Annotated in this window: 29 protein-coding genes and 2 pseudogenes; 29 read left to right on the forward strand and 2 right to left on the reverse strand. The window is 38.2% G+C overall.

The genetic code is table 11. From position 1 onward, the window contains the following. A partial coding sequence (locus P5G61_RS18350; RefSeq protein WP_301247819.1) for a CHAP domain-containing protein occupies window positions 1-975 on the forward strand: 975 nt, incomplete at its 5' end. A gap of 50 nt (window positions 976-1,025) precedes the next feature. Continuing rightward, on the forward strand, window positions 1,026-1,322 hold the full coding sequence (locus P5G61_RS18355) for a hypothetical protein (RefSeq protein WP_301247820.1): 297 nt from the start codon (window positions 1,026-1,028) through the stop codon (window positions 1,320-1,322). Here P5G61_RS18355 and P5G61_RS18360 read toward each other — a convergent pair. Next, window positions 1,294-2,249 (reverse strand): annotated as a pseudogene (locus P5G61_RS18360) (IS30 family transposase). The gene P5G61_RS18355 and the pseudogene P5G61_RS18360 overlap by 29 nt on opposite strands. Window positions 2,250-2,363: 114 nt before the next feature. On the opposite strand from P5G61_RS18360, the gene P5G61_RS18365 reads away from it, so the two are divergent. The 20 genes from P5G61_RS18365 (at window position 2,364) to P5G61_RS18460 (ending at window position 14,519) form a co-directional block, all read left to right on the forward strand. Next, entirely contained in the window at window positions 2,364-2,651 is a 288-nt protein-coding gene (locus P5G61_RS18365) for a hypothetical protein (protein ID WP_301247821.1), read from the forward strand. Window positions 2,652-2,701: 50 nt separating this feature from the next. Then, window positions 2,702-3,229, forward strand: coding sequence for a P-loop nucleotide/nucleoside kinase family protein (locus P5G61_RS18370; RefSeq protein WP_301247822.1), 528 nt, complete (start codon window positions 2,702-2,704; stop codon window positions 3,227-3,229). 190 nt (window positions 3,230-3,419) lie between these two features. Then, a complete protein-coding gene (locus P5G61_RS18375) occupies window positions 3,420-4,202 on the forward strand; it encodes a serine hydrolase domain-containing protein (protein WP_301247823.1) in 783 nt (260 codons plus the stop codon). A gap of 369 nt (window positions 4,203-4,571) precedes the next feature. Then, window positions 4,572-5,096, forward strand: coding sequence for a GNAT family N-acetyltransferase (locus tag P5G61_RS18380; protein WP_301247824.1), 525 nt, complete (start codon window positions 4,572-4,574; stop codon window positions 5,094-5,096). Between the two features lie 161 nt (window positions 5,097-5,257). Continuing rightward, the gene (locus P5G61_RS18385; protein ID WP_301247825.1) at window positions 5,258-5,806 is read left to right on the forward strand and encodes a GNAT family N-acetyltransferase; all 549 of its coding nucleotides are present in this window, start codon (window positions 5,258-5,260) and stop codon (window positions 5,804-5,806) included. A gap of 25 nt (window positions 5,807-5,831) precedes the next feature. Continuing rightward, entirely contained in the window at window positions 5,832-6,338 is a 507-nt protein-coding gene (locus P5G61_RS18390; RefSeq protein ID WP_301247826.1) for a GNAT family N-acetyltransferase, read from the forward strand. Window positions 6,339-6,371: 33 nt separating this feature from the next. Further along, window positions 6,372-6,794: an NUDIX hydrolase gene (locus tag P5G61_RS18395; protein WP_301247827.1), complete on the forward strand. Its 423-nt coding sequence runs from the start codon at window positions 6,372-6,374 to the stop codon at window positions 6,792-6,794. A 188-nt stretch (window positions 6,795-6,982) separates the two neighbouring features. Further along, window positions 6,983-7,480 carry a hypothetical protein gene (locus tag P5G61_RS18400; protein ID WP_301247828.1) on the forward strand — a complete coding sequence of 166 codons (498 nt, stop codon included), beginning with the start codon at window positions 6,983-6,985 and terminating at the stop codon, window positions 7,478-7,480. A gap of 24 nt (window positions 7,481-7,504) precedes the next feature. Then, the gene (locus tag P5G61_RS18405; protein ID WP_301247829.1) at window positions 7,505-7,690 is read left to right on the forward strand and encodes a hypothetical protein; all 186 of its coding nucleotides are present in this window, start codon (window positions 7,505-7,507) and stop codon (window positions 7,688-7,690) included. Window positions 7,691-7,965: 275 nt separating this feature from the next. Beyond that, on the forward strand, window positions 7,966-8,388 hold the full coding sequence (locus P5G61_RS18410; protein ID WP_094938216.1) for a DUF1801 domain-containing protein: 423 nt from the start codon (window positions 7,966-7,968) through the stop codon (window positions 8,386-8,388). Between the two features lie 33 nt (window positions 8,389-8,421). After that, entirely contained in the window at window positions 8,422-8,853 is a 432-nt protein-coding gene (locus tag P5G61_RS18415; protein WP_094938215.1) for a GNAT family N-acetyltransferase, read from the forward strand. A gap of 83 nt (window positions 8,854-8,936) precedes the next feature. Beyond that, a complete protein-coding gene (locus tag P5G61_RS18420) occupies window positions 8,937-9,338 on the forward strand; it encodes an NUDIX hydrolase (RefSeq protein WP_301247830.1) in 402 nt (133 codons plus the stop codon). 305 nt (window positions 9,339-9,643) lie between these two features. Beyond that, complete coding sequence (locus tag P5G61_RS18425) at window positions 9,644-10,105, forward strand: GNAT family N-acetyltransferase (protein ID WP_301247831.1); 462 nt, start codon at window positions 9,644-9,646, stop codon at window positions 10,103-10,105. 57 nt (window positions 10,106-10,162) lie between these two features. Beyond that, a complete protein-coding gene (locus tag P5G61_RS18430) occupies window positions 10,163-10,717 on the forward strand; it encodes a GNAT family N-acetyltransferase (RefSeq protein ID WP_301247832.1) in 555 nt (184 codons plus the stop codon). 29 nt (window positions 10,718-10,746) lie between these two features. Then, a complete protein-coding gene (locus P5G61_RS18435) occupies window positions 10,747-11,592 on the forward strand; it encodes a hypothetical protein (RefSeq protein WP_301247833.1) in 846 nt (281 codons plus the stop codon). Window positions 11,593-11,676: 84 nt separating this feature from the next. Then, on the forward strand, window positions 11,677-12,483 hold the full coding sequence (locus P5G61_RS18440; RefSeq protein WP_301247834.1) for a GNAT family N-acetyltransferase: 807 nt from the start codon (window positions 11,677-11,679) through the stop codon (window positions 12,481-12,483). Between the two features lie 66 nt (window positions 12,484-12,549). After that, a complete protein-coding gene (locus P5G61_RS18445) occupies window positions 12,550-12,828 on the forward strand; it encodes a hypothetical protein (RefSeq protein ID WP_285079392.1) in 279 nt (92 codons plus the stop codon). A 12-nt stretch (window positions 12,829-12,840) separates the two neighbouring features. Further along, entirely contained in the window at window positions 12,841-13,638 is a 798-nt protein-coding gene (locus P5G61_RS18450; protein WP_301247835.1) for an aminoglycoside phosphotransferase family protein, read from the forward strand. Window positions 13,639-13,655: 17 nt separating this feature from the next. Next, window positions 13,656-14,129, forward strand: a complete 474-nt coding sequence (locus tag P5G61_RS18455; protein WP_435874224.1) for a GNAT family N-acetyltransferase — start codon at window positions 13,656-13,658, stop codon at window positions 14,127-14,129. Between the two features lie 21 nt (window positions 14,130-14,150). Beyond that, on the forward strand, window positions 14,151-14,519 hold the full coding sequence (locus P5G61_RS18460) for an NIPSNAP family protein (protein ID WP_301247836.1): 369 nt from the start codon (window positions 14,151-14,153) through the stop codon (window positions 14,517-14,519). A gap of 286 nt (window positions 14,520-14,805) precedes the next feature. On the opposite strand, the gene P5G61_RS18465 is transcribed toward P5G61_RS18460, so the two are convergent. Next, a complete protein-coding gene (locus P5G61_RS18465) occupies window positions 14,806-15,153 on the reverse strand; it encodes a hypothetical protein (protein WP_024632092.1) in 348 nt (115 codons plus the stop codon). 103 nt (window positions 15,154-15,256) lie between these two features. On the opposite strand from P5G61_RS18465, the gene P5G61_RS18470 reads away from it, so the two are divergent. The 7 genes and pseudogenes from P5G61_RS18470 to P5G61_RS18500 all read left to right on the forward strand — a co-directional run bounded on the left by P5G61_RS18470 (window position 15,257) and on the right by P5G61_RS18500 (window position 21,499). Then, entirely contained in the window at window positions 15,257-15,787 is a 531-nt protein-coding gene (locus P5G61_RS18470; protein ID WP_079344118.1) for a DUF6933 domain-containing protein, read from the forward strand. Window positions 15,788-15,954: 167 nt separating this feature from the next. Beyond that, a complete protein-coding gene (locus P5G61_RS18475; RefSeq protein WP_079344119.1) occupies window positions 15,955-16,494 on the forward strand; it encodes a GNAT family N-acetyltransferase in 540 nt (179 codons plus the stop codon). Between the two features lie 414 nt (window positions 16,495-16,908). Next, the gene (locus tag P5G61_RS18480) at window positions 16,909-17,973 is read left to right on the forward strand and encodes a polysaccharide deacetylase family protein (RefSeq protein WP_301247837.1); all 1,065 of its coding nucleotides are present in this window, start codon (window positions 16,909-16,911) and stop codon (window positions 17,971-17,973) included. Between the two features lie 250 nt (window positions 17,974-18,223). Then, window positions 18,224-18,778: a GNAT family N-acetyltransferase gene (locus P5G61_RS18485; RefSeq protein ID WP_301247838.1), complete on the forward strand. Its 555-nt coding sequence runs from the start codon at window positions 18,224-18,226 to the stop codon at window positions 18,776-18,778. A 61-nt stretch (window positions 18,779-18,839) separates the two neighbouring features. Then, complete coding sequence (locus tag P5G61_RS18490) at window positions 18,840-19,316, forward strand: GNAT family N-acetyltransferase (protein WP_301247839.1); 477 nt, start codon at window positions 18,840-18,842, stop codon at window positions 19,314-19,316. Window positions 19,317-19,484: 168 nt separating this feature from the next. Then, a pseudogene (locus P5G61_RS18495) lies at window positions 19,485-20,296 on the forward strand (PLP-dependent cysteine synthase family protein). Between the two features lie 144 nt (window positions 20,297-20,440). Continuing rightward, entirely contained in the window at window positions 20,441-21,499 is a 1,059-nt protein-coding gene (locus P5G61_RS18500; RefSeq protein ID WP_301247840.1) for an alpha/beta hydrolase family protein, read from the forward strand. Window positions 21,500-21,561 lie beyond the last annotated feature (62 nt).

A 21,561-nucleotide genomic window follows, 5' to 3' on the forward strand; every position in this document is an offset into this window, starting at 1 on the left:
CTTTCATTCTACACGAATCAGGCTATGAGCCATTTTTTTATTTCAGTAGGGTGTCGCACTTCATATTACAATCCGTCTTTCTATAAAACCGGAATAAAATGCTTCCCTGGCCCTAACAGTGCAGATTCGGTAAGACCGATTTTGCGCAGTACCCAAATCTTTACCGATGAAGAGCTATCTGTCATTCTTCGAGCGATCTTTTATCAAAACGATAAACATCGAGTTCATGGGCCGTATGAAGAAATTATTAAAGACGCGATACTTATACAAATGTATGTTCAGAATCCAGGGTATCATTTTTCTAAAGTTGAGATAAATAGACTACAAATAGTATTTGTTGAATTAGGGATTCCGATGGAACAGGTAGAGGTGAATTGCAAGAGTAATAGAGAAACGATAAACAAAAGAACTGAAAATAGATGTCTTAAGTTGGCTGATTTTGCGGAAGCGCTCGCAAGTGAAGAAATTATGGGAATTCCTGAGAATGAACACTATCGGGAAATATGCAAGTATTGGCCGGACTCGGATATCTATAAAGTATTGGAAGCGAATTGGTGTGCGGCATTCGTCTATCATTGCTGCATGCAGGCTGGCATCATACTCCCTATTCGATACCCGAATCACAGTTATCGATTAGCTGGGGTTGGCGCGTGGTTGGAATGGGCTCAGCTACCTGAAACGAGTTTTTTATATCAGGATGGATATCATGGTTTTAAACCAAAGCATGGTGATATTGTCGTTTTTGAAAAGCTTTTATCCGATAATTCTCATGATCATATTGGAATTGTTTTGGCAAGTGAGGGAAACCGATTATTGGTTGCAGAAGGTAACAAAGACAATGAAAACTTCTCCAGCGTTTTTTACAGGGATAGAGGACACTGTATTTACGGATATATACGTATAGATGACAGCTATCAATTTCATTTTGATGGGGAATATATACCGATCCTTTCTAAATCATGTTTAGGAAAATAGCTATAAAAATAATAGTGAGCTTAAATGTTGTTTGAAAGGAGTGAATTACAATGAACAATTCTTGGACCATTTGTATTTCAGGAGAATATGATTTGAATTTTCTGATGTTTGTGGCTAGTGCATGTGGATTATTAACAGATGAGTTCGAAGAAGGTGTCTGGCCTGAAAGTCAACCTTTAAATGTTGAGCAAAATAATGAAAAATTTAAAGAGCAATGGAAAGAGCTATGGAATCAGTCTCTAAAAAGGGGGGAGCGCAAAAGAGGCAATCACCAAAATTTAATTATAGATCCTCCTGATTTTTCAATGAGACAGATTGTCAAACCAAGTGCGACAGTTCCTCTGTGAAAGATTCGTGAGCGGTTCTCCAACCCAAGCATTTTCGTGGTCTGTGGTTAATTAGATCTAGTGAAACGGCGAGATCTTCATCCTCAACTTGAGCGAGATCGGTTTTTTTCGGGAAAAACTCTGAAGCAAGCCATTCGCATTTTCATTGGAACCGCGTTGCCAAGACGAATATGGATCAGCAAAATAAATGTGCAGGTCATGGTTTGTTTCCACGTTGGCATAGCATGCAAACTCCTTTCCCCGGTCAGCCGTGGCTGTGAGGAAAGTGCCTGGGGGAAACTGTGAGATGGCTACACCAAGCGCAATTTCCATGGACAAAGCGGTGCGATCAGGCATGAGAATAGCGGTATACAAACGGGTTTTACGTTCAATGAGCGTGGCTACGCATCCTTTACTTTTCCCACGACTCGATACGACGGTATCCAATTCCCAGTGACCAAACGTTTCCCGGGAACGAACCTCTTTGGGGCGATCCGAAATCGATCTGCCAATAGCAAATTTACCGCGAGTTTCTGTGGGCTTCTGACGCTTCCCTTTGTGCCGAAGAACGTGTAACGTGCCTCTAACCAGACGCCCGGTGTAGAGCCAGCGATAGATGGTTTTAAAGGAGACCGACGGCAGGCCTTGGATGCGAAAACGTTCCGTGATTTGCTCCGGAGACCAGGTTGCCAGCAGTTTTTCCTCCAAGGAAATAGCTAAGGCTTCGGACCATTTACCGGGTGAGATCGAAGCTTGACGACGCTCCTCATAAGCGCTCTGAGCCTGTTCTGCGTGATACGGTTGCGATGAAGTAGCACGATCCAATTCACGACAAATCGTCGAAGGATGCCTTCCTAATTCTTTTGCGATGGCTCTTGAACTTTGACCTTGTCGATGGAGGATTTCTAGCTTGCTGCGCTCAATTATGCTAAGATGTGTGTAGCTCATGGTGGATTCTCCTTGTGTGAATGTGGTGTAGGAACCTTCATTCTACACGAATCCGGCCATGGGCCCTTTTTTATTTATTTCCAGTAGGTGTCGCACTTCATATTACAATCCGTCATGATTAAAGAAGAAAACTTAAAGGCAGTGCTGATTAATATGTGGCCTTCATTCATTAAATGGTGGAATATGCCTGCTGGCGGTCAAATGGCAATGCATTACTGGGAAGCTAGCCCAGATCTTTTAACTTTTGTGCAGGAATTCGAAAGTCAAGTCGGAAGAAAAATTAATCCATTTAGATTAGATGTCGATTTAGTATATACAGGTTTAAGAGAACCAATTGAAGTAAATGAACAATTTATAATCATGCCAATTAAATCTGAGTATTTATTGAAGAAGGATTGGTGAATAAAGAGATTTAAAGAGTATTATTGAGTAATTTCAAAGGAGGATGCAACATGTCAAGATCCGTTTATATTATTTCCGGTCCTGCCGGTGTTGGGAAATCTACTACATCAAAGAAACTTGTTGAACATCTGGATCGCAGTTCATATATATCTGGTGATGATATTAGTCATCTACCTGTAAACGGGAGGGGAAAGCCGTGGATCTGTCAAGAAACTCATAAGCTAACGTGGATAAATATTTTAAGTTTAGTGAAAAATCTAATTCAATTTAATTACGATGTTGTTATAGATTATGTGACGTTTCCATGGGAGGCTAACTGGTTAGCTAATGAGCTGGGGAGTATAAATGTAAGGATTATTTATGTTGTATTTATGGTTGATCATGAAACAATTATTAGAAGAGATCAGTTAAGAGACCTATCGATACAAATGGGAGAACGAAGCATAATCCTTTTGAATGAATTTAAAGAAGCCCTAAAAGACGAAAGACATATATTAAATACTCAAGCATATTCTGTTGACCAGATAGACGAAGTGATTGAAGAGATATTAAACAATGGTAGATTTTTAATAAGCTAATTTGAAGAAGAGGTGCTATTTTATAACGTAATATTTACGTATTATTTATTTGTTCGTGGTTTCAGGAAGCAAATTCAACTCAATATCCACCAAATAACAGCAACTAGGCATCTAATTTGGAATTTCAGGACATTCAAAAATACGAGAATATAACCTTAAATAAAAATAGTGAAGAAGGTGCTCGGTTCCATTGCTTGATAAAAAAATATCAAATAATAAAGCATTAATTGAACTGAATGAGTATGTCTCACAGGTAAAGAGTAAAATATCTGCTACCGCTGCTGCGATCTATATTATTCATAATGGTCGTGTCGTAAATGAATGGTACTCCGGAATGCATGACAATTCTAAACATAGTCGATTCGTTGATGAGGAATCACAATTTAATGTTGCTTCAGTTCGAAAGACATTTTTAGGGTTTGCTATTAGTCTTGCATTACATGAAGGTAAGGTCAGAAGCATAGATGATCTTGTTATCGACTACTTGAATGAGTTAGATAGTGAAGCATTAGGTCATACAACAATACGACATTTGTTAACCCATACACACGGTTTAGGTGACCTGCAGAATAGATTGTTTCTTCAGGGGACTGACTGGAAGTACAATAATATTGGTGTTAATTTGCTCATTGAAATTATTCGAAAACTATTTAAGATGCCTTTGTCACAATTGCTCCAAGAGCGTGTATTCGCGCCTATGGGGTTTAGCCAAACCGGATGGGAAATGGAATATAATGAAAAATTAGTATGGCTTAATGAACAATATAAAGATGATCAAGGCAATCAAGCCAATTTATTTATGAGCACAAGGGAACTGGCATATTGGGGTTCTCTGCATTTAAATAAGGGAGCCATAAACGGAAAGCAGATACTTCCTAAAGAGATATTCGAGCAAACTACTACTATTATTAGTCCGCCTGATCTGGAACAAAAATTGCCGAGAAACGGTTTTTTTTTGGTTTGTGCAAGATGAACCGCGGTCTTTTACAGAATTGGGTGATAAACTACCATACGGTTCTTTTCAGTCTTTGGGTGCCACTGGATGTGCCTGTCTTGTCATTCCTGAGTACAAAACTGTAGCGATAAGAATGTATAATCAGACCGGACAAAATCCAGTAGGATACGACTATCTTGAGGATATCAAAACATTTGGAAACTTGGTCTGTAAGTACATAGAAGATCTATAAACCGTGAACTTGTCTTAAATTTTGTCATATTCCATCTTAAACGATAATGATAAATTTTTACTTAATAAGAATGTGTGTTCTGATATAATTGAACTGAGAATACTAGATCTCTTCCTCTAAATTTGGTTACAAATAAAAACAGTGAGGTGAGTGAGATGGAACAAAGGAATGCGCCAGAGGTAAGAATTGAACTGTGGGATGAAGGAGATCTAGATTTGCTTCGTCAATTAAATTCGCCTGAGATGACAGTACACTTCGGAGGACCAGAAACTGAGGAGAAAATCCTAGCTCGCCATAAGCGCTATTATGAAATCGCCCAAAGTGGAACAGGGAAAATGTTTAAGATCCTTTTGCTTCCGCATCTTGAAGTCGTGGGTAGTGTAGGATATTGGGATCAGACGTGGAAAGAAGAATCTATTTTCGAGATAGGTTGGAGTGTTTTATCTGAATATCAAGGTAGAGGAATAGCGACTGAAGCAACAGCAAAGGCCATAGCTTCTATTCGTTCTGAAAAGAAGAAACATAATTTTATTCACGCTTTTCCTAAAACTAAAAATCCCGCTTCGAATGCCATTTGTCGCAAGCTGGGCTTTTTGTATATTGGCGAGTGTGATTTTGAATACCCTATTGGGACTACCATACGATGTAATGACTGGAGATTGGCAGTCGAGGGGAATTAAGATCAAGAGCATGGAGGGAAATTTAAATCGGCTGCATGTCTTTCTCCATATTTCAGGGCAGATGAGAGACCATCTGCTTTTTTTTGCTTGATTTACTTCATATATGTAATAATATGGATTAGTACTGAGTGAGAATACTTAAACCATTAAGGAGAACTAAAATGTCGCAGTTTCCCGAATTAGAAACAAAAAGACTTGTATTAAGAGAACTAACACAGAATGATTCCAGTGATATATTTCAATGTTTTTCATTGGATGAAGTTACGAAGTTTTATGATGTGGAGAGTTTTACAACCATTAAACAAGCAGAAGAATTAATTCGAAGATGGAATGAAAGATTTGAAACAGGTCAAGCCATTCGGTGGGGAATCACTCTGAAGTCTGAAAACAAAGTAATTGGAACATGTGGCTTTCATGGCTGGATGAAAAATCATTATAAAGCTGTCATTGGATATGAACTAACACCAGAATATTGGCATCAAGGTATTATGACTGAGGTGGTTGAAAAGATCATTGAATATGGATTTAATACGTTTGGCTTAAACCGAATTGAAGCATTTGTAGAACCGGAGAATGTGGGATCAAGGAAGGTACTTGAGAAAATCGGCTTTAGAGAAGAAGGGATATTAAAGGAAAATTATTATTGGAAGAATCGATTTGTTGATAATGCCATTTATGCATTTCTTAAGAAAGACTATAAAGTTCGATAATTAATAATGAAAGAAGGATAACCAGATGATTACAATTCGATTTGTTTCACATGAGGATATCCCACACATTCAATCCATAGCTCATGAAACATGGAACTATACTTATAAAGACATATACTCTGAAGCTTACATTCAAAATTTTCTAAGTAGAGCATATTCAACTGAGAATTTAAGTCGATCTGTCGAGAGAGATCATCAAAGTGCCAAACGGAGTTTTTTAATAGCAGAATTTAATAGCAAAGTCGTTGGATATGCTCAAACAAGACAAGTGAAAGAGGAAGAATATGAATTACTAAGAATTTATATACGACCTGGATACCACAAAATGGGAATAGGTAAAGAGTTCATTCAGAGATTCACTCAAGTTTTAAAGCCAATAAATAAAATGTTTGCCTGGGTAGGGAAAGAGAATCACATAGGAAGGGCATTTTATGAGAAGAGTGGATTTAAAGAAAGAGAAGAAAAGATAGAAACAATAGAAGGACAGAGTAAAACGCAAGTTAAATACGAATTAGAAATCTCGAAGGTATAGATATGCACTCACATTAAGAAAGGAGAGAGGACAATGAAACGAGTCAACGTAACATACACTCTAATTACAGATGAATCAAAATCGAAAGTCTTAATGGTCAAAAATGTAGGACGTTCAAGCTGGTCTTTACCAGGAGGAGCAGTAGAACCAGATGAATCATTAGAGCAAGCTGCTATTCGAGAAGCCAAAGAAGAGACAGGTTTTGATGTTAAGGTCTATGGCATCGTAGCTATAAATGAATGTAAATTTGAACATTTAAATGAACATGCAATTTTTATAGTCTTCAGGGCTGAAATTACTGGAGGTACTGAACAAATTGTAAGACCTGATGAAATCTCCGAGATTGCTTGGAAGGATATAGAGGAAGCAGATCAATTAATGCCATTTTATAAAGGGGGTATAAGGAACTTAATTAGCGGTAATGAGATCACTTACTTCAATGAAGGAACCAAGTGATATGTGATACATAAAGTGAATTGATGAAAACCATACACACTGTGGCGTTCGCCCCCTGGTTTGACAAGTACTTTTCTAAGACTAGAAGAACTAACTTAATACGCCCAGTTCCTTAAGATAAGAGAGTTTAAGAGAGCTAAGAGCTATCTAAGGGTGAGAGGCGTCATGAGGAGTTCATAAAAAGTTATATGAGCTGGGGGAATAATATCATTAAAATACTGAAAACGCTCAGTTTCACAGTAGTACTTCTTCTTGTAGCTTATTTCTCTTATCAATATCTCAATCAAGAAAATGAACAGCTGAATAAAGAGATTTCTATCGATCAGATTAAAAGTACCCAAATGACAAAAGCAGTCTACTCGCACAAAACGCCTAACATTACATTTGTGGATATTAAATTGACAGATGAACAAATTAACCAAATTGTTGGCTGGATCAATTCTGTGCCTGAATCCTCAATTATCGAACTTCATCAAACGCCTTCAAACATCAGTGCTGGAATAGCATTTCGACTTCATTCAAGAAGAGATATTACAATCCAATATGATCTTGAGCAAATATATATTACAAGAACAGATATAAATAATAAACAAGTGAAGTATTCCATTGTGCAGGATGATTTAAAATCATTTTTTAATGAACAACTAAAGGGATTTTATTATGGTAAGGATAAATTAAACGATTAGCCCAAGAAAGGACTATCAATATCTATGAATCCACCTAAGCATATCGTTTCAGAGGCAGCCATTGTAATGAATGAGAAATTGGATGAAACAGTAGATATTCAATGGATTGATATTAAGGAACTAAATAAATTATTTATTGAGAACCCATTAGATTTTTCCGATGTTGATCGTGCTGGAATTAAGTATTACTTGAATCATCAAGGATTTTGAGAGGGGCTGGAGGGTGTGAATTCTTTGAAAAGAGCTGTTTATTTCCTTTCTTTGATCATTGGAATCGTTTTTGTTGCCCTGGGAGTAATACCAGCTATTTTTGCCTATCCCTACAGGGCTGGACCAAATTCTGGGCCAGTAGGCTTTTGGGAACTGATACTGATTACTAGTTATGAACAATGGACAGTGTTTCTGATTGTTGGCATGATATTAAGTCTGTTTCTTATATTAAAACGGCAGAGAGTAACCTGATATATGAAGGAGCGATTTTATCAATGTACAAACTTAAAACAAAAGAAACGGACAACAGTGTCATTGAATTTATTGAAAGTGTTGATAGTCCCAAAAAACGTGAAGATGCGTATCAACTATTAGATATTTTTACTGAAACAACAGGTTATAAAGCAAAGATGTGGGGACCGAGTATTATTGGATTCGGCGCTTATCATTATAAATATGAATCTGGTCACGAAGGAGATGCACCATTGGTGGGTTTTTCTCCCCGAAAAGCAAAAATCAGTTTGTATTTTGCGACAGGCGATACAGAGCGAGAGGATTTATTAAAGGACTTTGGAAAACATACGACAGGAAAAGCATGTGTATACATCAATAAAGTTGCAGATATCCATGTAGATGTATTACAAGCGTTGATCAACCAATCCATCAGGTTTTTGAAAGAAACCTATCCGGATCAATAATTGCCGTTGACAGATATTATTGGAGGTTATGTGATGACAGAAGAGAAAATGGATATTCGTTGGGCGAACGCAAATGATGCAGAGGACCTTCTAAAGCTCAATGATGCTTTTAATGGAGTGGGTACATCCGTAGATGAAGTAAAAGATAGCCTTGCTTTATCTGATGAGCTGATTGCTCTAGCTGTTATTAACGACCAGGCAGTTGGATTTGCTTGTGCTCAATATTTTAAATCTTTTTGTTATCGTGGTTTCCTGGGAGAAATCACAGAAATGTATATTACCGAAGTTGCCCGGAGAAGAGGGCTGGCTACTTTGTTGATTTCTTTTATAGAGGATGAACTCAGAGCACGAGGTGTGACCAATATGAAGATTCTGACAGGCCAAAGAAATGAAATGGCTATAAAGACATACGAAAAATCAAACTATGAGAAAACGGAAGAAGTATTACTTCAAAAGAAGTTATAAACCACAAAGATATTGGATGACTCCAGAGGGGAATTAAATGTGGATTACGGCTATGAATTAAAACTAAAGAAGGGGGATTTTGAATGAAATTTATCGTATCTGCAAGTGTAATTGTCCTTAATGAGAACAATGAAATCTTACTTATGAAGGGACGGAGAGGCTGGGAAATGCCTCAAGGCTGTGTAGAAGAAGGCGAGACCATCACAGGAGCAGCCGTTCGAGAGGTGAAGGAAGAGACTGGCATCGATATTGAACTTATTAAGTTTTGTGGTCTATATCAGAACACTACCCGGGGAGTATGTAACAATATATTCACTGGAAAACCGATTGGAGGAACTCTAACTACAAGTAGTGAAAGTGATGAGGTTGGATTCTTTACATTGGAACAAGCCAATAAAATGATAACATGGGGGAATTTTAAGGAGAGAATTCACAAAGCATTGGATGAAAGCACTCATCCCATTTTAGTTGAGTTTTCTGAATAACATAGGGGTGAAGGTACCTTGGAAACATCGTTGTTGTGGTTAAAGGAGTCATTGAAAATAAAGGCAGAGTACTAATATTAAAACGTTCAACTGTAGATGAAGTTGATGCGGGAAGCTGGGAAACCGTTGGTGGAAAGCGAGTATATGTGGGCGACCCATTCTCAGTTATATGATCATCTACCACTGACTATTATAAAAGATTTTGAGAAATATAACGTAATAGAGACGATAGGAATGATAGATTGATTATAAGTCGTTAAACTACTTCAACGAAATAAGATTTGGAAGCAGAAAGGAATATTTAAATGAATCTAATTTCTATAGAGCCAGTCGATAAAACGAATTGGGAAGAAGCGATCGCAATATCATTACTTGAGACGCAATTAAATCTTGTTCCAACGGTCATTGAATCTTTAGCATATGCCTACGTGAAGCCTTGGGATGCAGCTTTTGATCCATATCTTTTGCGTAAAAGTGACAAAGCTTTTGGTTTCTTCTATTTATCTTACACACCGCTAAGTACTGATAATTATTGGATTGGAGGATTTCAAATCGATAAGGACTATCAAGGGATAGGCTTAGGAAGTAAATCCCTTTATACGATATTGGAATGTATTCAGGAAAAGCATCCACAATGCCGAATCATCTCGTTAACCGTAGAAAAAAGCAATACTCGTGCAAGAGTGTTATATGAGAAGATAGGATTTAAAAATCAGGAATTAGAGAATCAGGATGGTGAAATGGTATATAAGATAAAATTGAAATAAGGAGTTTAGATATTTGAAGGTATAATGATCCATTTTAATCGAATAAGGTGGGATAGCATGGTGTATGACGATATCAATAAAACGATGACTACAGAGAGGTTACTATTAAGATTATTTACGAAAGCAGATGCTGAAACCGTTACCGGACTTTGTAATGACTACAACATATATAAGAGCACACTCACATTACCCTACCCATATACATTAGATTGTGCTATGTCATGGATAGAACATCATCAAGTAAACTTTGATGCGGATAAGTTATACGAATTTGCTATTTGTGATAGGGAAACAGGCGCTTTATACGGGGCAATCGCATTATCTAATCACCAACGTTACGATAATGGTGAGTTATCCTATTGGGTCGGTCAACCCTTTTGGGGAAATGGATACGCAACAGAAGCTGCCAAGGCGATCTTGGACTTCGCTTTTGATGTGAAAAAATATCATAAGGTGTATGCGCGACACTTTGCTTCGAACCCGGCATCCGGACAAGTAATACAGAAAATTGGCATGAAGAAAGAAGGGGTACTGATGGATCATGTCAAGAAAGAAGACCGGTATGAGGATCTGATTTACTACGGAGTAGTGAGAAATAAAATGAAAGAATAAATTCCAAATCCAACACGGAGGAATACATATTGAAAATTAAGCCGGGCAAAAAAGTTTTACGGTCTTGGGTCGATTGCTATGTACCGGAAAAAGATTTATTTTTCCTATCGAAAGAACATCTTGATTATAAATTTGACTTTACTGATGTACTATTCATGCCAAAAGATGAGTTCTATAACCACAGCACATATAGGCAAGTGAATTATGTAAATGGTTATGAGTACTGGAATATAAAGAACGTTGATTATGTAATCATTGCTGAAAAAGAATGGATAGAAACCATCCCTGAAGATAAGAAACGATCTCTGTTAAATGCACAAGTGCAAAGTAAAAGGGGACTTGTTTTCCCCGTTGCATTTGTACATGATCTGGCGGAAATACCTGCAAGCTATTTAATTGATGGACACGTGATCCTCCAGCGCTTCATGTGGGGAAATCTGGACTTTTCAAGTAAAGAACAGATACTTACGACAATGGTTTATGAATGGTGGGATAAAGGAGAATGTGTGAAGCCACCTGAGTCGCTACCTGATTTTCTAAAACCATATGCCAATTCGTTTGCTAGTTCCCAAGGTGCAAATTGCCTCGCAGCAGTTTTGTTTGCAATCTCCAAAGGAAAACAGGAATGGTTTATCTATGAATGGGTACATCAAAAAACGTTTCTTGAGAAATTAGAACAGTATCATTACGAGGAGCTAATAACAGAGGATCTGGTTCAAGGGGACGTTGTCATATGGACAGATAAGAATGGATCATTCAACATGCAGCGTACCATCTGGGAGAACAACTATATTTCAATAAAGATGGGCAAACGATGTTTAACCCGTGGAAGATACTCTCTAAAGAGCAGCTGTATAAGGAGTGGGAGCATCTAAACATTGTAAAGTATAGGCAATGCAAAGAAGTTTTTTGATGGAAATTAAAATAGAGTTCCCATAATTTTATTTGGAGGTAAAGAAATGAATCCACTGATTCCATCATTAGATTTAATTAAAGAAATTGAAATCTCGGAAATCGATTATATGACAGATCGCATGCTTGCTATACAAGGTCGGGACAACAATCCGGAAGGAATTGAGATTCAGCAATTTGGAAATGCCATCTGTTTCTACAGTAAGACCATGCCTTGGCCCACTTTTAATACGGTGAAGGGCTTAACAAATAATGATATGGAACACATGGATGCTATCATCGATTTTTATAGACAGCGAGATCGAAAGGTTCAGTTCGAGGTCATTCCATCTATGGTGGATCAGAACTTTCTGAAACGCTTATCCGACTTAGGTCTGTATGCATCGGGATTTCATTCATCCCTGATCATCAAACCTGAAGACAAAAGGAATCAATCAGATCATATCCGAATTCAAGAACTTGAAGAGGATCAATTCGAGCTATATGCGACCATCCATTGCCGGGGGACCGGTATGTCGGATGACGGTATCCCTTATGTCGCGCAGAATAATAAGGTTCTTTATCATCGTCCAGGATGGAAGTTTTACATGGCATCTGTCAACGACATCCCAGCAGCGGTAAGCGTTCTGTTTATTAAAAATCAAAAGGCGTCCTTAACCTTTGCAGCAACATTACCTGAGTTTAGAAATCAGGGTATACATCAGCAGCTTTTGAATAGAAGAATAACGGAAGCCATGAATAAGGAATGTAACCTAGTGGTGGGGCAATGTTCCTTTTTATCACAAAGCCATCGAAATATGGAGCATGTTGGAATGAAGTTGGGATACATCCGAACCGCGTGGTCTGAAAGATAAGAACTAGTTGACGAGGCTTGGCATTAAAAATGGATCATAATTATAAACGAAAATAGGAGGCAGCTCATGAACAATACAAATAAAATCCTGGGTGCGGTTCTTATGGTTAGCAGCGTTTTTATTTCAACCCTAGATAGAATTTCGGATAGAATATCCATAGCGATAGTAGAAGCTGGTTATGCTTCAGGTGGGAAAGCGCGTGAATTAATACCAGCAAGTGATAATGGTTTTACGGGTATACTCGTATATTTCTTATTTTTCGTCGGATTTGTACTATTGGTTTCCGGATTTCCGGGGAATTCCAGAAAGGATAAAACCAATAGATATACCCAAAACCGAACATAGGAGGAGTTTATTTTGCGGGAACACGAGGAGATTCTGAATGGAGGCAATGTGAACAAGGTTGTAAAAGTTGGGAGCACCGTTCGGCGTGAAGCAATACCGAATCCGTATGTATATGAATTGCTTTTGCATCTTGAAAAGGTGGGCTATGCGCATTCCCCTAGATATTTGGGAGCAGATGAGCAGGGTAGAGAGATTCTTTCTTACCTGGACGGTGTAGTTCCGGGAAATGACTATCCTGAGATTGAAAGTTATATGTGGTCTGATGAGACCTTAAAAGAAGTAGCGAGACTTTTAAAAGGCTATCATGATGCTACAGTGGGATTTATTACAAGTACCGAGTCTTCCAATAACTTTCCAAAAACATCTTCACTTGAAGAAGTGGTCTGCCATAACGATTTTGCTTTGTATAACGTTGTGTTTAAAGATCGACTTCCTGTAGGAATCATTGATTTTGACATGGCAGGGCCTGGTCCGCGTTTATGGGATATCGTTTACAGCTTGTATACCTCTGTCCCACTAGCGGGCTTTTCACCGGGTAAAGATGAAAGGGGAGTCGTTCCATATCACAAACAGGATCATGCATCTGAGCGGAAAAGACGTATAGCGTTATTTTTTAATGCTTATGGTATGGATGTGCCGACAGATCTGAAGGAATGGGTGGTTTCTCGAATTCATTTCATGTGTACTACATTATCTGATCGGGCTGCGTCTGGGGAGACTGCATTTATCAAAATGATCGAAGAGGGTCATTTGGCTCATTATGAGAAGGAAGCAAGGTTCCTTGAGAAGCATTTCGATGACTGGAGTTAATCCAACAAAAAAACGGAATGAGTGATTTTATTGTGATCAGATTAATACCTACGACAAGAGAGAACTGGAAAGATGCATTAAACTTACAAGTTCAAGCTAATCAAAATCATTATGTTCCATCAGTAGCCGTGTCTCTAGCGAAAGTGCACATTCGTCCAGATGGGGATGAATACAAGTATCTGCCATTTTGTATATATAATACGGAGGATAGCTTAGTGGGTTTTGTCATGATCACATTAGATGAAACAACAACTTGGTCCTATTGGTTGAATGGTTTTATGATCGATGCAAGTTATCAAGGTAAGGGATATGGAAAAGCAACGATAGATTCGGTGATTAGATATATCAGAGAGAATTATGTCCATAGCAAGTGTTTGAATTTAACGGTATGTTCAGATAATGAAGTTGCAAGAAAGCTTTATGAAAAAATGGGATTTTCTGAGACCGGAGATGTATATGATGATGAAATTGTATATAGGTTCGTTTTTTAATTTATCGAGAGAGGTGCAGTGATGATATATCGGAGGAAGACATATGTTGTAGCTTCTTCATTCGTAGAAGAGTTTAATGCTTTATTTAATGATATTCTATTACCTACACAACTGAAGTACGGTGCGAGATTGATTGGAAGATGGCATACGCTTATTGATGATGAAACCAGTGAGATTTTTGCGATGTGGGAATATGATACGTTGGAACAGTATGAAGAGATAGAGAAGAATATCAAGTCTGACAACGAACATGTAATTCGGGTACAAGAACGTTTTGATCAGATTGGAAGAAATAGATATAAGGAAGTATTTCGAAAAGATATTAAGCAAGAGTTCTTCGAATCGACCGTTGACCGAGAGAAGACAATCTTAAAGACCTCGTATAACTAATCGTAATAAATCAACTCCTTCTGAGCCCCGCCTGAGTAAAACCGTATGGAAAACATCTCGGCATGATGATAGGTTTTCTTGCGACAAGGATTGGGGATTCCTACACTGGAAAAAGGTTTCAACCAACGATATCCAACACTTGATAACCGATGTTCCATATTTAACTTAAAGGCAGCAATAATATGATGCATCAAGTCTTCAAGTGTGGCATCGTGTTATGTCTTTGACCCGTGAACGCCTCCCTTTCGTTTGCATTTAAGCAGATGAAAGCACTTGTAACTGACTTCTATTTCTGCTTAACAAGAACAACACCAATAATGATGACCGCAAGACCAACCCACGTTTTCCATGAAGGGATCTCCTTCATAAACCAGTATCCCATCCATATGGAGATGAGCACTTCCATGCATTTGGCAATAATCAGGACATAGCCCAGTTGGCTGGCGGCTTTCATACCAAACTTGACGCCATATCCGACACTCAGATTAGCTGCGAAGAATAAAGGCAGCATCCAAAGATGGAATTTAAACGTAGACCAGAATTGAGGGTCGATATGCTTGCTCTGATATGAAAAAATAATATTGATACAGGCTAAGCCTGTAAACATAAGCACTAAGCTGATAAGGTACAGCATCACATCACTCCTTGGGATAAGTGGTATAATTAATGTTTCCTCGAACCAAAAATTTTATCCCGACGCATGAAATGTTGTTATTAATATTGATGAGAAAGCTAAAATGAAAGGAACACAATTCATGATAATTTTTAAAGCAACGAAAGACACATTAAAGGATTTGAATGTTAAACCTGAAATAATCGAGCATCCTGCAGATGCTTTCTTTAGTTGGCATGTCAATTTCTTTAAGCTATATGGCAAAAAACATTATGTGTTTATGAATGATTTTTCTAGATTGAGTTTAACGGTAACCGGAATTCGAACGAATCAAGCCAATAAACTAAAAGAGGTTTTTTTAAATCATTTGCAAGATTATTTTGCTGTTGAACAAATTCCTGAAGCGTTAGCCAATTCATATATAAAAGAATGTAGTGAAGAGGTAATTACAAAAACGGATAACAGGAGTGTTATAGGCACGATGAATGAAATGATGCTGATTTTGAATACGATTCAGCATGAAAACGATGATTTGAGAGACGAGGCCATGAGACATCAATGGAATAATAGAATAATCTACAAACCAATTGATTATAAGTATCCCATCGAGGTATTTGTTAAGGAACTGGAAAACAGATTCAAAAATGAAAATTAAAGCACTCCTCATTGAAGCGGCACGTGAAGTCCAGCCAAATGATTTGGAAAACATTTCTATGATGAATTTTACATAAAAGCAATATAGAATTCATTAAATTCCACAAGTCCTTTTATATACTTAGTTTGTTTGACTCAGCGAACTAAAAGGACTAGGTGGTCGTTTAAATGTTAAAAAAACGAGACTTGCACGAATGCCACTCACTGTATGATTTAATGCTGGACCCCGCAGTTTTTCCTTATGTTCGTCATAAGTGCCGATCTTATGAAGAATATTTATTCGTAACCAAGCAGGTGGTTGTTGAAGAAGAGCAAAACATATGTATTTCAAGAACGATCCTTAATGAGCTGGGACATCCCATCGGTACCATTGATCTATATCAAATCGATAATAAGACGGGTTTTCTTGCCACATGGATTGGAGCTCCTTATTTTGGAAAAGGCTACAACCAACGAGCAAAGGAAGCCTTCTTTGCGGAATTGTTTCTGCAACATGAAATTGAAACGGTATTTCTGAAAATTCGCAAACAAAACATCCGATCCAACAAAGCGGTTGGAAAATTACCGTATGTCAAATTAGCAAATGATATATACCCGGAGATATATGAATCGATAAATTATGCCGAACAGATCTATGATTTATATTATGTGGAGCGAGCAGGCTTTCTAACAGGCAGTGAAGAAATGCAGCATGTGGTAGCAACATAAGCCTTTTATTTAAGATATGGCTTGACTTGAAATGAAGTGAGGGTTCTCATAAAAGCCATGCCCCTTGGTTTACCAAAGAGAAGCTGGAGAAGAAGTTTGCAGTCCAAGGAGCCTTTTCCACAAGTTCATAGGGGCCAAGGGGAATAATAGCGACAAGACGAAAAAATAGAATAAATTGGTTTAAATTCAATTTACTTTAAATATACATATCGTTTATACTGTATCCATCTGGAAGAAACTGCTTACATTCACGAAACGAGGCATACAATATCAAATTATGAAAGCGCTTTTTTTCAGAGTTGGTAATCGTATGAAAGAGAGGAGGTCAACTTCCTAGAGCGTAGTAGAGAGGTTAAACGGTTGGGAGTGAAGTGAACAACGATATTGTTATTAAGTTTAAAGGAGGAATTTATAATGTTCAAGGCCAAACTTGTAAAGGCAGCAATGTCTGTTGCACTCTTTAGCACGTTGTTCTCCATACCGGTGATGCCTACCGTCAGCGCCGCCGATGCCAACTGTCCAAACGGTTATGTAGGCCTGACGTTTGATGATGGCCCCAGCGGCAACACAACAAACGTGCTCAATGCGTTAAAGCAGGCAGGTCTGCGGGCTACGATGTTTAATGTAGGGCAAAGCGCCCAAAATAATCAATCTCTGGTCAGCGCACAGGTGGCAGCGGGTATGTGGATCGGCAACCACTCCTATACGCATCCTGATATGACGACATTGAGCAGCTCCCAGATGTCATCGGAAATCACCCGGACGCAGCAGACCATCCAGTCGATAACCGGAAGTTCACCGAAGTTGTTCCGTCCGCCTTACGGCGCGACCAATGCTACTCTAAAATCTGTCCTCAGCCAAAATGGCCTAACCGAAGTGTTGTGGAACGTGGATTCTCAGGACTGGAATAGTGCCTCCACTGCCCAGATCGTAACTGCCGTGAACAGAATGCAAAACGGTGACGTTATTCTGATGCATGACCAGTATCAAACGACATTGCAAGCGATTCCGCAGATAGCACAAAACCTGAAGAGCCGTGGCCTTTGCTCCGGTATGATCTCTTCGAGCACTGGTCGGGCTGTTGCGCCTGACGATGGTACAACCAATCCTCCAAGTACCGGGACGAAAGTGGAAGCCGAGAATATGACCAAAGGCGGCCAGTATACTGGTAATATTAGCTCACCTTTTAACGGAGTTGTTCTTTATGCCAATAATGATTTGATCAAATACACACAGTATTTTGCAAGCGGCACTCATAATTTCTCACTCCGTGGTGCTTCGAATAATTCCAATATGGCCCGAGTCGATTTGAAGATTGGCGGCCAAACGAAGGGAACCTTTTACTTCGGAGGAAGCAGTCCCGCGGTTTACACCCTTAACAATATCAGCCATGGGACCGGAAACCAGGAGATTCAACTCGTTGTAACCGCTGATGACGGAACATGGGATGTATATATCGACTATTTAGAGATTAACTGAATAATCATAGTGGTTAAACTAATCTGGAATTTTTGATTTAAGATAGAATATGTTTTCAAATGAAATCCCGTCGGGTCCGATCCGCCGGGATTTTCAAGGTGCTCCTGGCGATGAATTATAGTAGATAGATGGGATATAAAGTAGAAATGCAGGAAAATGGAAAATTAAAGTCGAAAGAAGAGATATAATAGATATGTATAAAACAACGTTGTGTGCTGGTCGCTGAAATATATATTTCTGGGGTGATGTAATGGATATCAAAAAAATAGAGACTCTATCCAATGAAGATTGGCTTCAACTTGGAAGCTTTGGTTATAAATCCACTCAAAAATATGATCTTACCAAAGAAGAGTCGCAAGGCTCCTGTAGTATGCATTTAACGTTAATAAATTTGGATGACATCTACGAAAAAGAAGAATTGAACAGTACAGAAGATTTGGAACGATATGAAGAAATCATAATAATGGGATTTTCTTATGGAATATTTATAGATGGGAAAATCATAGCGCTCGCCATTTCAGAACCACAACATTGGAATAATACGCTGATGATATGGCATCTTCAGGTTAATGAAACATACATAAGAAAAGGATATGGGAGGCTGCTGATCAATAAAGTGAATGAGATTGCTCAGGAACAAGGCTTCAGAGCTATCACGTTAGAAACCCAGAACACCAATGTTCCAGCCATTCATTTTTACATGCAATGTGGTTATCAAATAGAAGGAATTGATGTATCACTATATTCAAATAATCCGAGCAAAAACGAAGAAATAGCTTTGTATATGAGAAAGAAGATCAAGTAAGATAACTGGGTTTTATCATGAAACCGCTTAAACTATGATGTTGGGTGAGGAGAGAATACACATGATTACGCTCAGAAAAATAACACTAGATAACCGACGTTCTATATTTAACTTGGAAGTTTCAGAAGAACAGCGACAATATGTTGCTTCGAACCTTTCGAGTGTAGCCTCATGTTATGTCCTTGCAACCAATGGCGGCACCCCATTCCCGCTTGCGATTTACGCAGATGAACAACCCGTAGGTTTTGTTATGATAACTTATGGAATCACAGGTTATGATCTTCCTGTCATAGCTGATAAGAGCTATTGTATTTTGCGACTGATGATTGATAAACAGCACCAGAGCATGGGCTATGGTCGTGAAGCATTTAAGAAAATATTGAAGTTTATTCGAACTTTCCCAGCTGGACCTGCACGTTATTGTTGGATTCCATATAGTCCTGATAACTTGGCTGCCAAAAAGCTATATGAGGGCTTTGGATTCCATGAAAATGGTGAGGTGTGCCACGACGAGCTCATAACCGTATTGGAACTTTGAATTCTATTTTTAGAGGGGATTTTATAACAAAGTTTCACGCTCAGTCTAATAGCTCTTGCTTCCTTGTGTCGTAAAGTAGAAGTTCAAAGTTGTATTTTTTTACCATACATGATAACGTGATATTAAAACCAACTATTTTAGTTGGAAATGTATTTGGGAGGTATAATAATGACTAATATCGCGAAGAATCTCACAGATCTGATTGGTAATACACCACTATTGGAGCTCTCTAATTTTGCGAGAAAGTACCAAGTTGAGGCGAAAATCATTGCCAAATTGGAATACTTTAATCCAGCAGGTAGTGTAAAAGATAGAATCGGATATGGAATGATTAAAGACGCCGTTTCAGTGTAGAACGTAGGAAGCTTTTGATCGCTTTGGGAGCAGAACTAGTTCTTACACCTGCCACAGAAGGAATGTCTGGTGCCATCAAAAAGGCTGAAGAAATAGCAGCTGCAATTCCTAATTCATTTATACCTCAAGAGTTTAAAAATCCAGCAAATCCACAAGTACATAAGGTAACAACCGCAGAAGAGATTTGGAGAGATACTGAAGGCAAAGTGGATATTTTTATTGGTGGAGTGGGTACAGGCGGAACCATATCTGGAGTTGGTGAAGCACTTAAACAAAGGAAAGAAAATGTGGAAATTATAGCTGTAGAGCCTTTGGATTCCCCGGTACTTTCTGGAGGGACTAAAGGAGTGCATTCAATTCAAGGAATTGGTGCAGGTTTTGTTCCAGACAATTTTAATAGATCTGTAGTTGATGAGATTGTACAGGTAAGAAATGAAGATGCATTTGAAACAGCGCGTTTGTTAGCTAAATCCGAAGGATTATTAGTTGGAATTTCGTCTGGTGCTGCTGCTTATGCAGCAGTACAAATTGCAAAAAGGCCAGAGAATAAAAATAAAAGTATAGTTGTTCTATTCCCGGATACAGGGGAACGATATTTATCAACAGACCTTTATCCAGAAGCATAAGAGGAACTTAATGAGCCGCCCTCATTACTTTTATTCGCTTCGTTGATGTTTTCTTTGGAGAAATTTAGGGGTGAGGGCGTCAAAAACGAAATAAGTAAACATTAAACCGTGTGGTAGTAACAAAAATAAAAAAGGGTGAATGCGATGACGGTTGGCAGAAAGGTTTTTGTTTTAAAGGATGAATCACGTATTGATCTCATAAGTAAGGAAACTAGAGAAGTGCTCATTAGCATATGCTATCCTTCCAATCCCGTGGAACATGAGTCGAAGTATACTTCGTTATTTGAACCTAATACTTCTCTAGCTGTTGATATGCTCTGTAGTATGGGTGTTGATAGAGATTATATTTGTAATCTGGATACAAAAATACATAATGATGAGAGTGTGGATATTACTGCTAAAAACTGTCCCATTATTGTTATAGCTCCGGCTTTTGGTGTAGTTAGAGATATGTATTCCTTTTGTGTAAAACATTTAGTGGAGTCCGGATTTGCTGTTATTACTGTAGGAGCGACTCATGAATCTATATTCTCCATTTTTCCTGACGGCCGCTTTGTCCAGCAATCCAATGAGATATCCGAAATAGACAGTTTAGATATCCATTCTTGGAAACGACTGTTGAAGCTTAGAACTGAAGATATTCGTTGGGTTTTGAGAAATGTAGATGAAGTCTTGGATTCAGTTAAGGATCTTAGGGCTATAGTCGATGTGAATGAAATGGGGATCATTGGTCATTCATTGGGTGGGGTTGCTGCTTATGAATTGCTCAAAAGAGACAAGAGAATTAAGGCTAGTATTCTATTAGACCCCAGTTTTCATTTAATAACGGCGAGTAAAGAAGAAGGAGTATCTGTTCCGTTATTGGTAGCTCGACAAGAGAAATGCTCGTTTGAAGAACTGGAAGATGAAATTTCACCCGACCTGTTACCTTTGTTACTGAGTGGGTATGAGTCTCTATTTAACTCAAGAGATCTGAATAGTTCATTTATAAAACTAAACGGTGCTCATCATATGACTTTTAGCGACATCCCAATACATTACAATGAAAATGGGATAGAAGACAAGCATTCCACTATTAATAAGTATATTACTGCTTTCTTTGAAGAGCATTTAAAGAAGAAAGAAAATAAATTTCATGAACTGCTGAAAAATAAGTTTGAAGATGGAATTGATCAAATAAATAGTAAAGGACAAGTTATTTAAGGGGGACTAGAGATATTTAGATAACACACCTTAAAATTTTTGAAGGTAATTAGCATCGATGA

Origin of the sequence: Paenibacillus vandeheii (genome assembly GCF_030433635.1) — a bacterium.
GTDB classification, from domain to species: domain Bacteria; phylum Bacillota; class Bacilli; order Paenibacillales; family Paenibacillaceae; genus Paenibacillus; species Paenibacillus vandeheii.

Bases quoted from the DNA above. Each gene is read 5' to 3' on its own strand.
- P5G61_RS18405 (WP_301247829.1), top strand. From the start codon at position 7,505: ATGAATCCACCTAAGCATATCGTTTCAGAGGCAGCCATTGTAATGAAT.
- P5G61_RS18380 (WP_301247824.1), top strand. From the start codon at position 4,572: ATGGAACAAAGGAATGCGCCAGAGGTAAGAATTGAACTGTGGGATGAA.
- P5G61_RS18355 (WP_301247820.1), top strand. From the start codon at position 1,026: ATGAACAATTCTTGGACCATTTGTATTTCAGGAGAATATGATTTGAAT.
- P5G61_RS18430 (WP_301247832.1), top strand. From the start codon at position 10,163: ATGGTGTATGACGATATCAATAAAACGATGACTACAGAGAGGTTACTA.
- P5G61_RS18480 (WP_301247837.1), top strand. From the start codon at position 16,909: ATGTTCAAGGCCAAACTTGTAAAGGCAGCAATGTCTGTTGCACTCTTT.
- P5G61_RS18455 (WP_435874224.1), top strand. From the start codon at position 13,656: ATGAGTGATTTTATTGTGATCAGATTAATACCTACGACAAGAGAGAAC.
- P5G61_RS18500 (WP_301247840.1), top strand. From the start codon at position 20,441: ATGACGGTTGGCAGAAAGGTTTTTGTTTTAAAGGATGAATCACGTATT.
- P5G61_RS18475 (WP_079344119.1), top strand. From the start codon at position 15,955: ATGTTAAAAAAACGAGACTTGCACGAATGCCACTCACTGTATGATTTA.
- P5G61_RS18485 (WP_301247838.1), top strand. From the start codon at position 18,224: ATGGATATCAAAAAAATAGAGACTCTATCCAATGAAGATTGGCTTCAA.
- P5G61_RS18415 (WP_094938215.1), top strand. From the start codon at position 8,422: ATGACAGAAGAGAAAATGGATATTCGTTGGGCGAACGCAAATGATGCA.
- P5G61_RS18385 (WP_301247825.1), top strand. From the start codon at position 5,258: ATGTCGCAGTTTCCCGAATTAGAAACAAAAAGACTTGTATTAAGAGAA.
- P5G61_RS18470 (WP_079344118.1), top strand. From the start codon at position 15,257: ATGAAAGGAACACAATTCATGATAATTTTTAAAGCAACGAAAGACACA.
- P5G61_RS18370 (WP_301247822.1), top strand. From the start codon at position 2,702: ATGTCAAGATCCGTTTATATTATTTCCGGTCCTGCCGGTGTTGGGAAA.
- P5G61_RS18445 (WP_285079392.1), top strand. From the start codon at position 12,550: ATGAACAATACAAATAAAATCCTGGGTGCGGTTCTTATGGTTAGCAGC.
- P5G61_RS18420 (WP_301247830.1), top strand. From the start codon at position 8,937: ATGAAATTTATCGTATCTGCAAGTGTAATTGTCCTTAATGAGAACAAT.
- P5G61_RS18410 (WP_094938216.1), top strand. From the start codon at position 7,966: ATGTACAAACTTAAAACAAAAGAAACGGACAACAGTGTCATTGAATTT.
- P5G61_RS18365 (WP_301247821.1), top strand. From the start codon at position 2,364: ATGATTAAAGAAGAAAACTTAAAGGCAGTGCTGATTAATATGTGGCCT.
- P5G61_RS18425 (WP_301247831.1), top strand. From the start codon at position 9,644: ATGAATCTAATTTCTATAGAGCCAGTCGATAAAACGAATTGGGAAGAA.
- P5G61_RS18465 (WP_024632092.1), bottom strand. From the start codon at position 15,153: ATGCTGTACCTTATCAGCTTAGTGCTTATGTTTACAGGCTTAGCCTGT.
- P5G61_RS18490 (WP_301247839.1), top strand. From the start codon at position 18,840: ATGATTACGCTCAGAAAAATAACACTAGATAACCGACGTTCTATATTT.
- P5G61_RS18400 (WP_301247828.1), top strand. From the start codon at position 6,983: ATGAGCTGGGGGAATAATATCATTAAAATACTGAAAACGCTCAGTTTC.
- P5G61_RS18390 (WP_301247826.1), top strand. From the start codon at position 5,832: ATGATTACAATTCGATTTGTTTCACATGAGGATATCCCACACATTCAA.
- P5G61_RS18460 (WP_301247836.1), top strand. From the start codon at position 14,151: ATGATATATCGGAGGAAGACATATGTTGTAGCTTCTTCATTCGTAGAA.
- P5G61_RS18440 (WP_301247834.1), top strand. From the start codon at position 11,677: ATGAATCCACTGATTCCATCATTAGATTTAATTAAAGAAATTGAAATC.
- P5G61_RS18395 (WP_301247827.1), top strand. From the start codon at position 6,372: ATGAAACGAGTCAACGTAACATACACTCTAATTACAGATGAATCAAAA.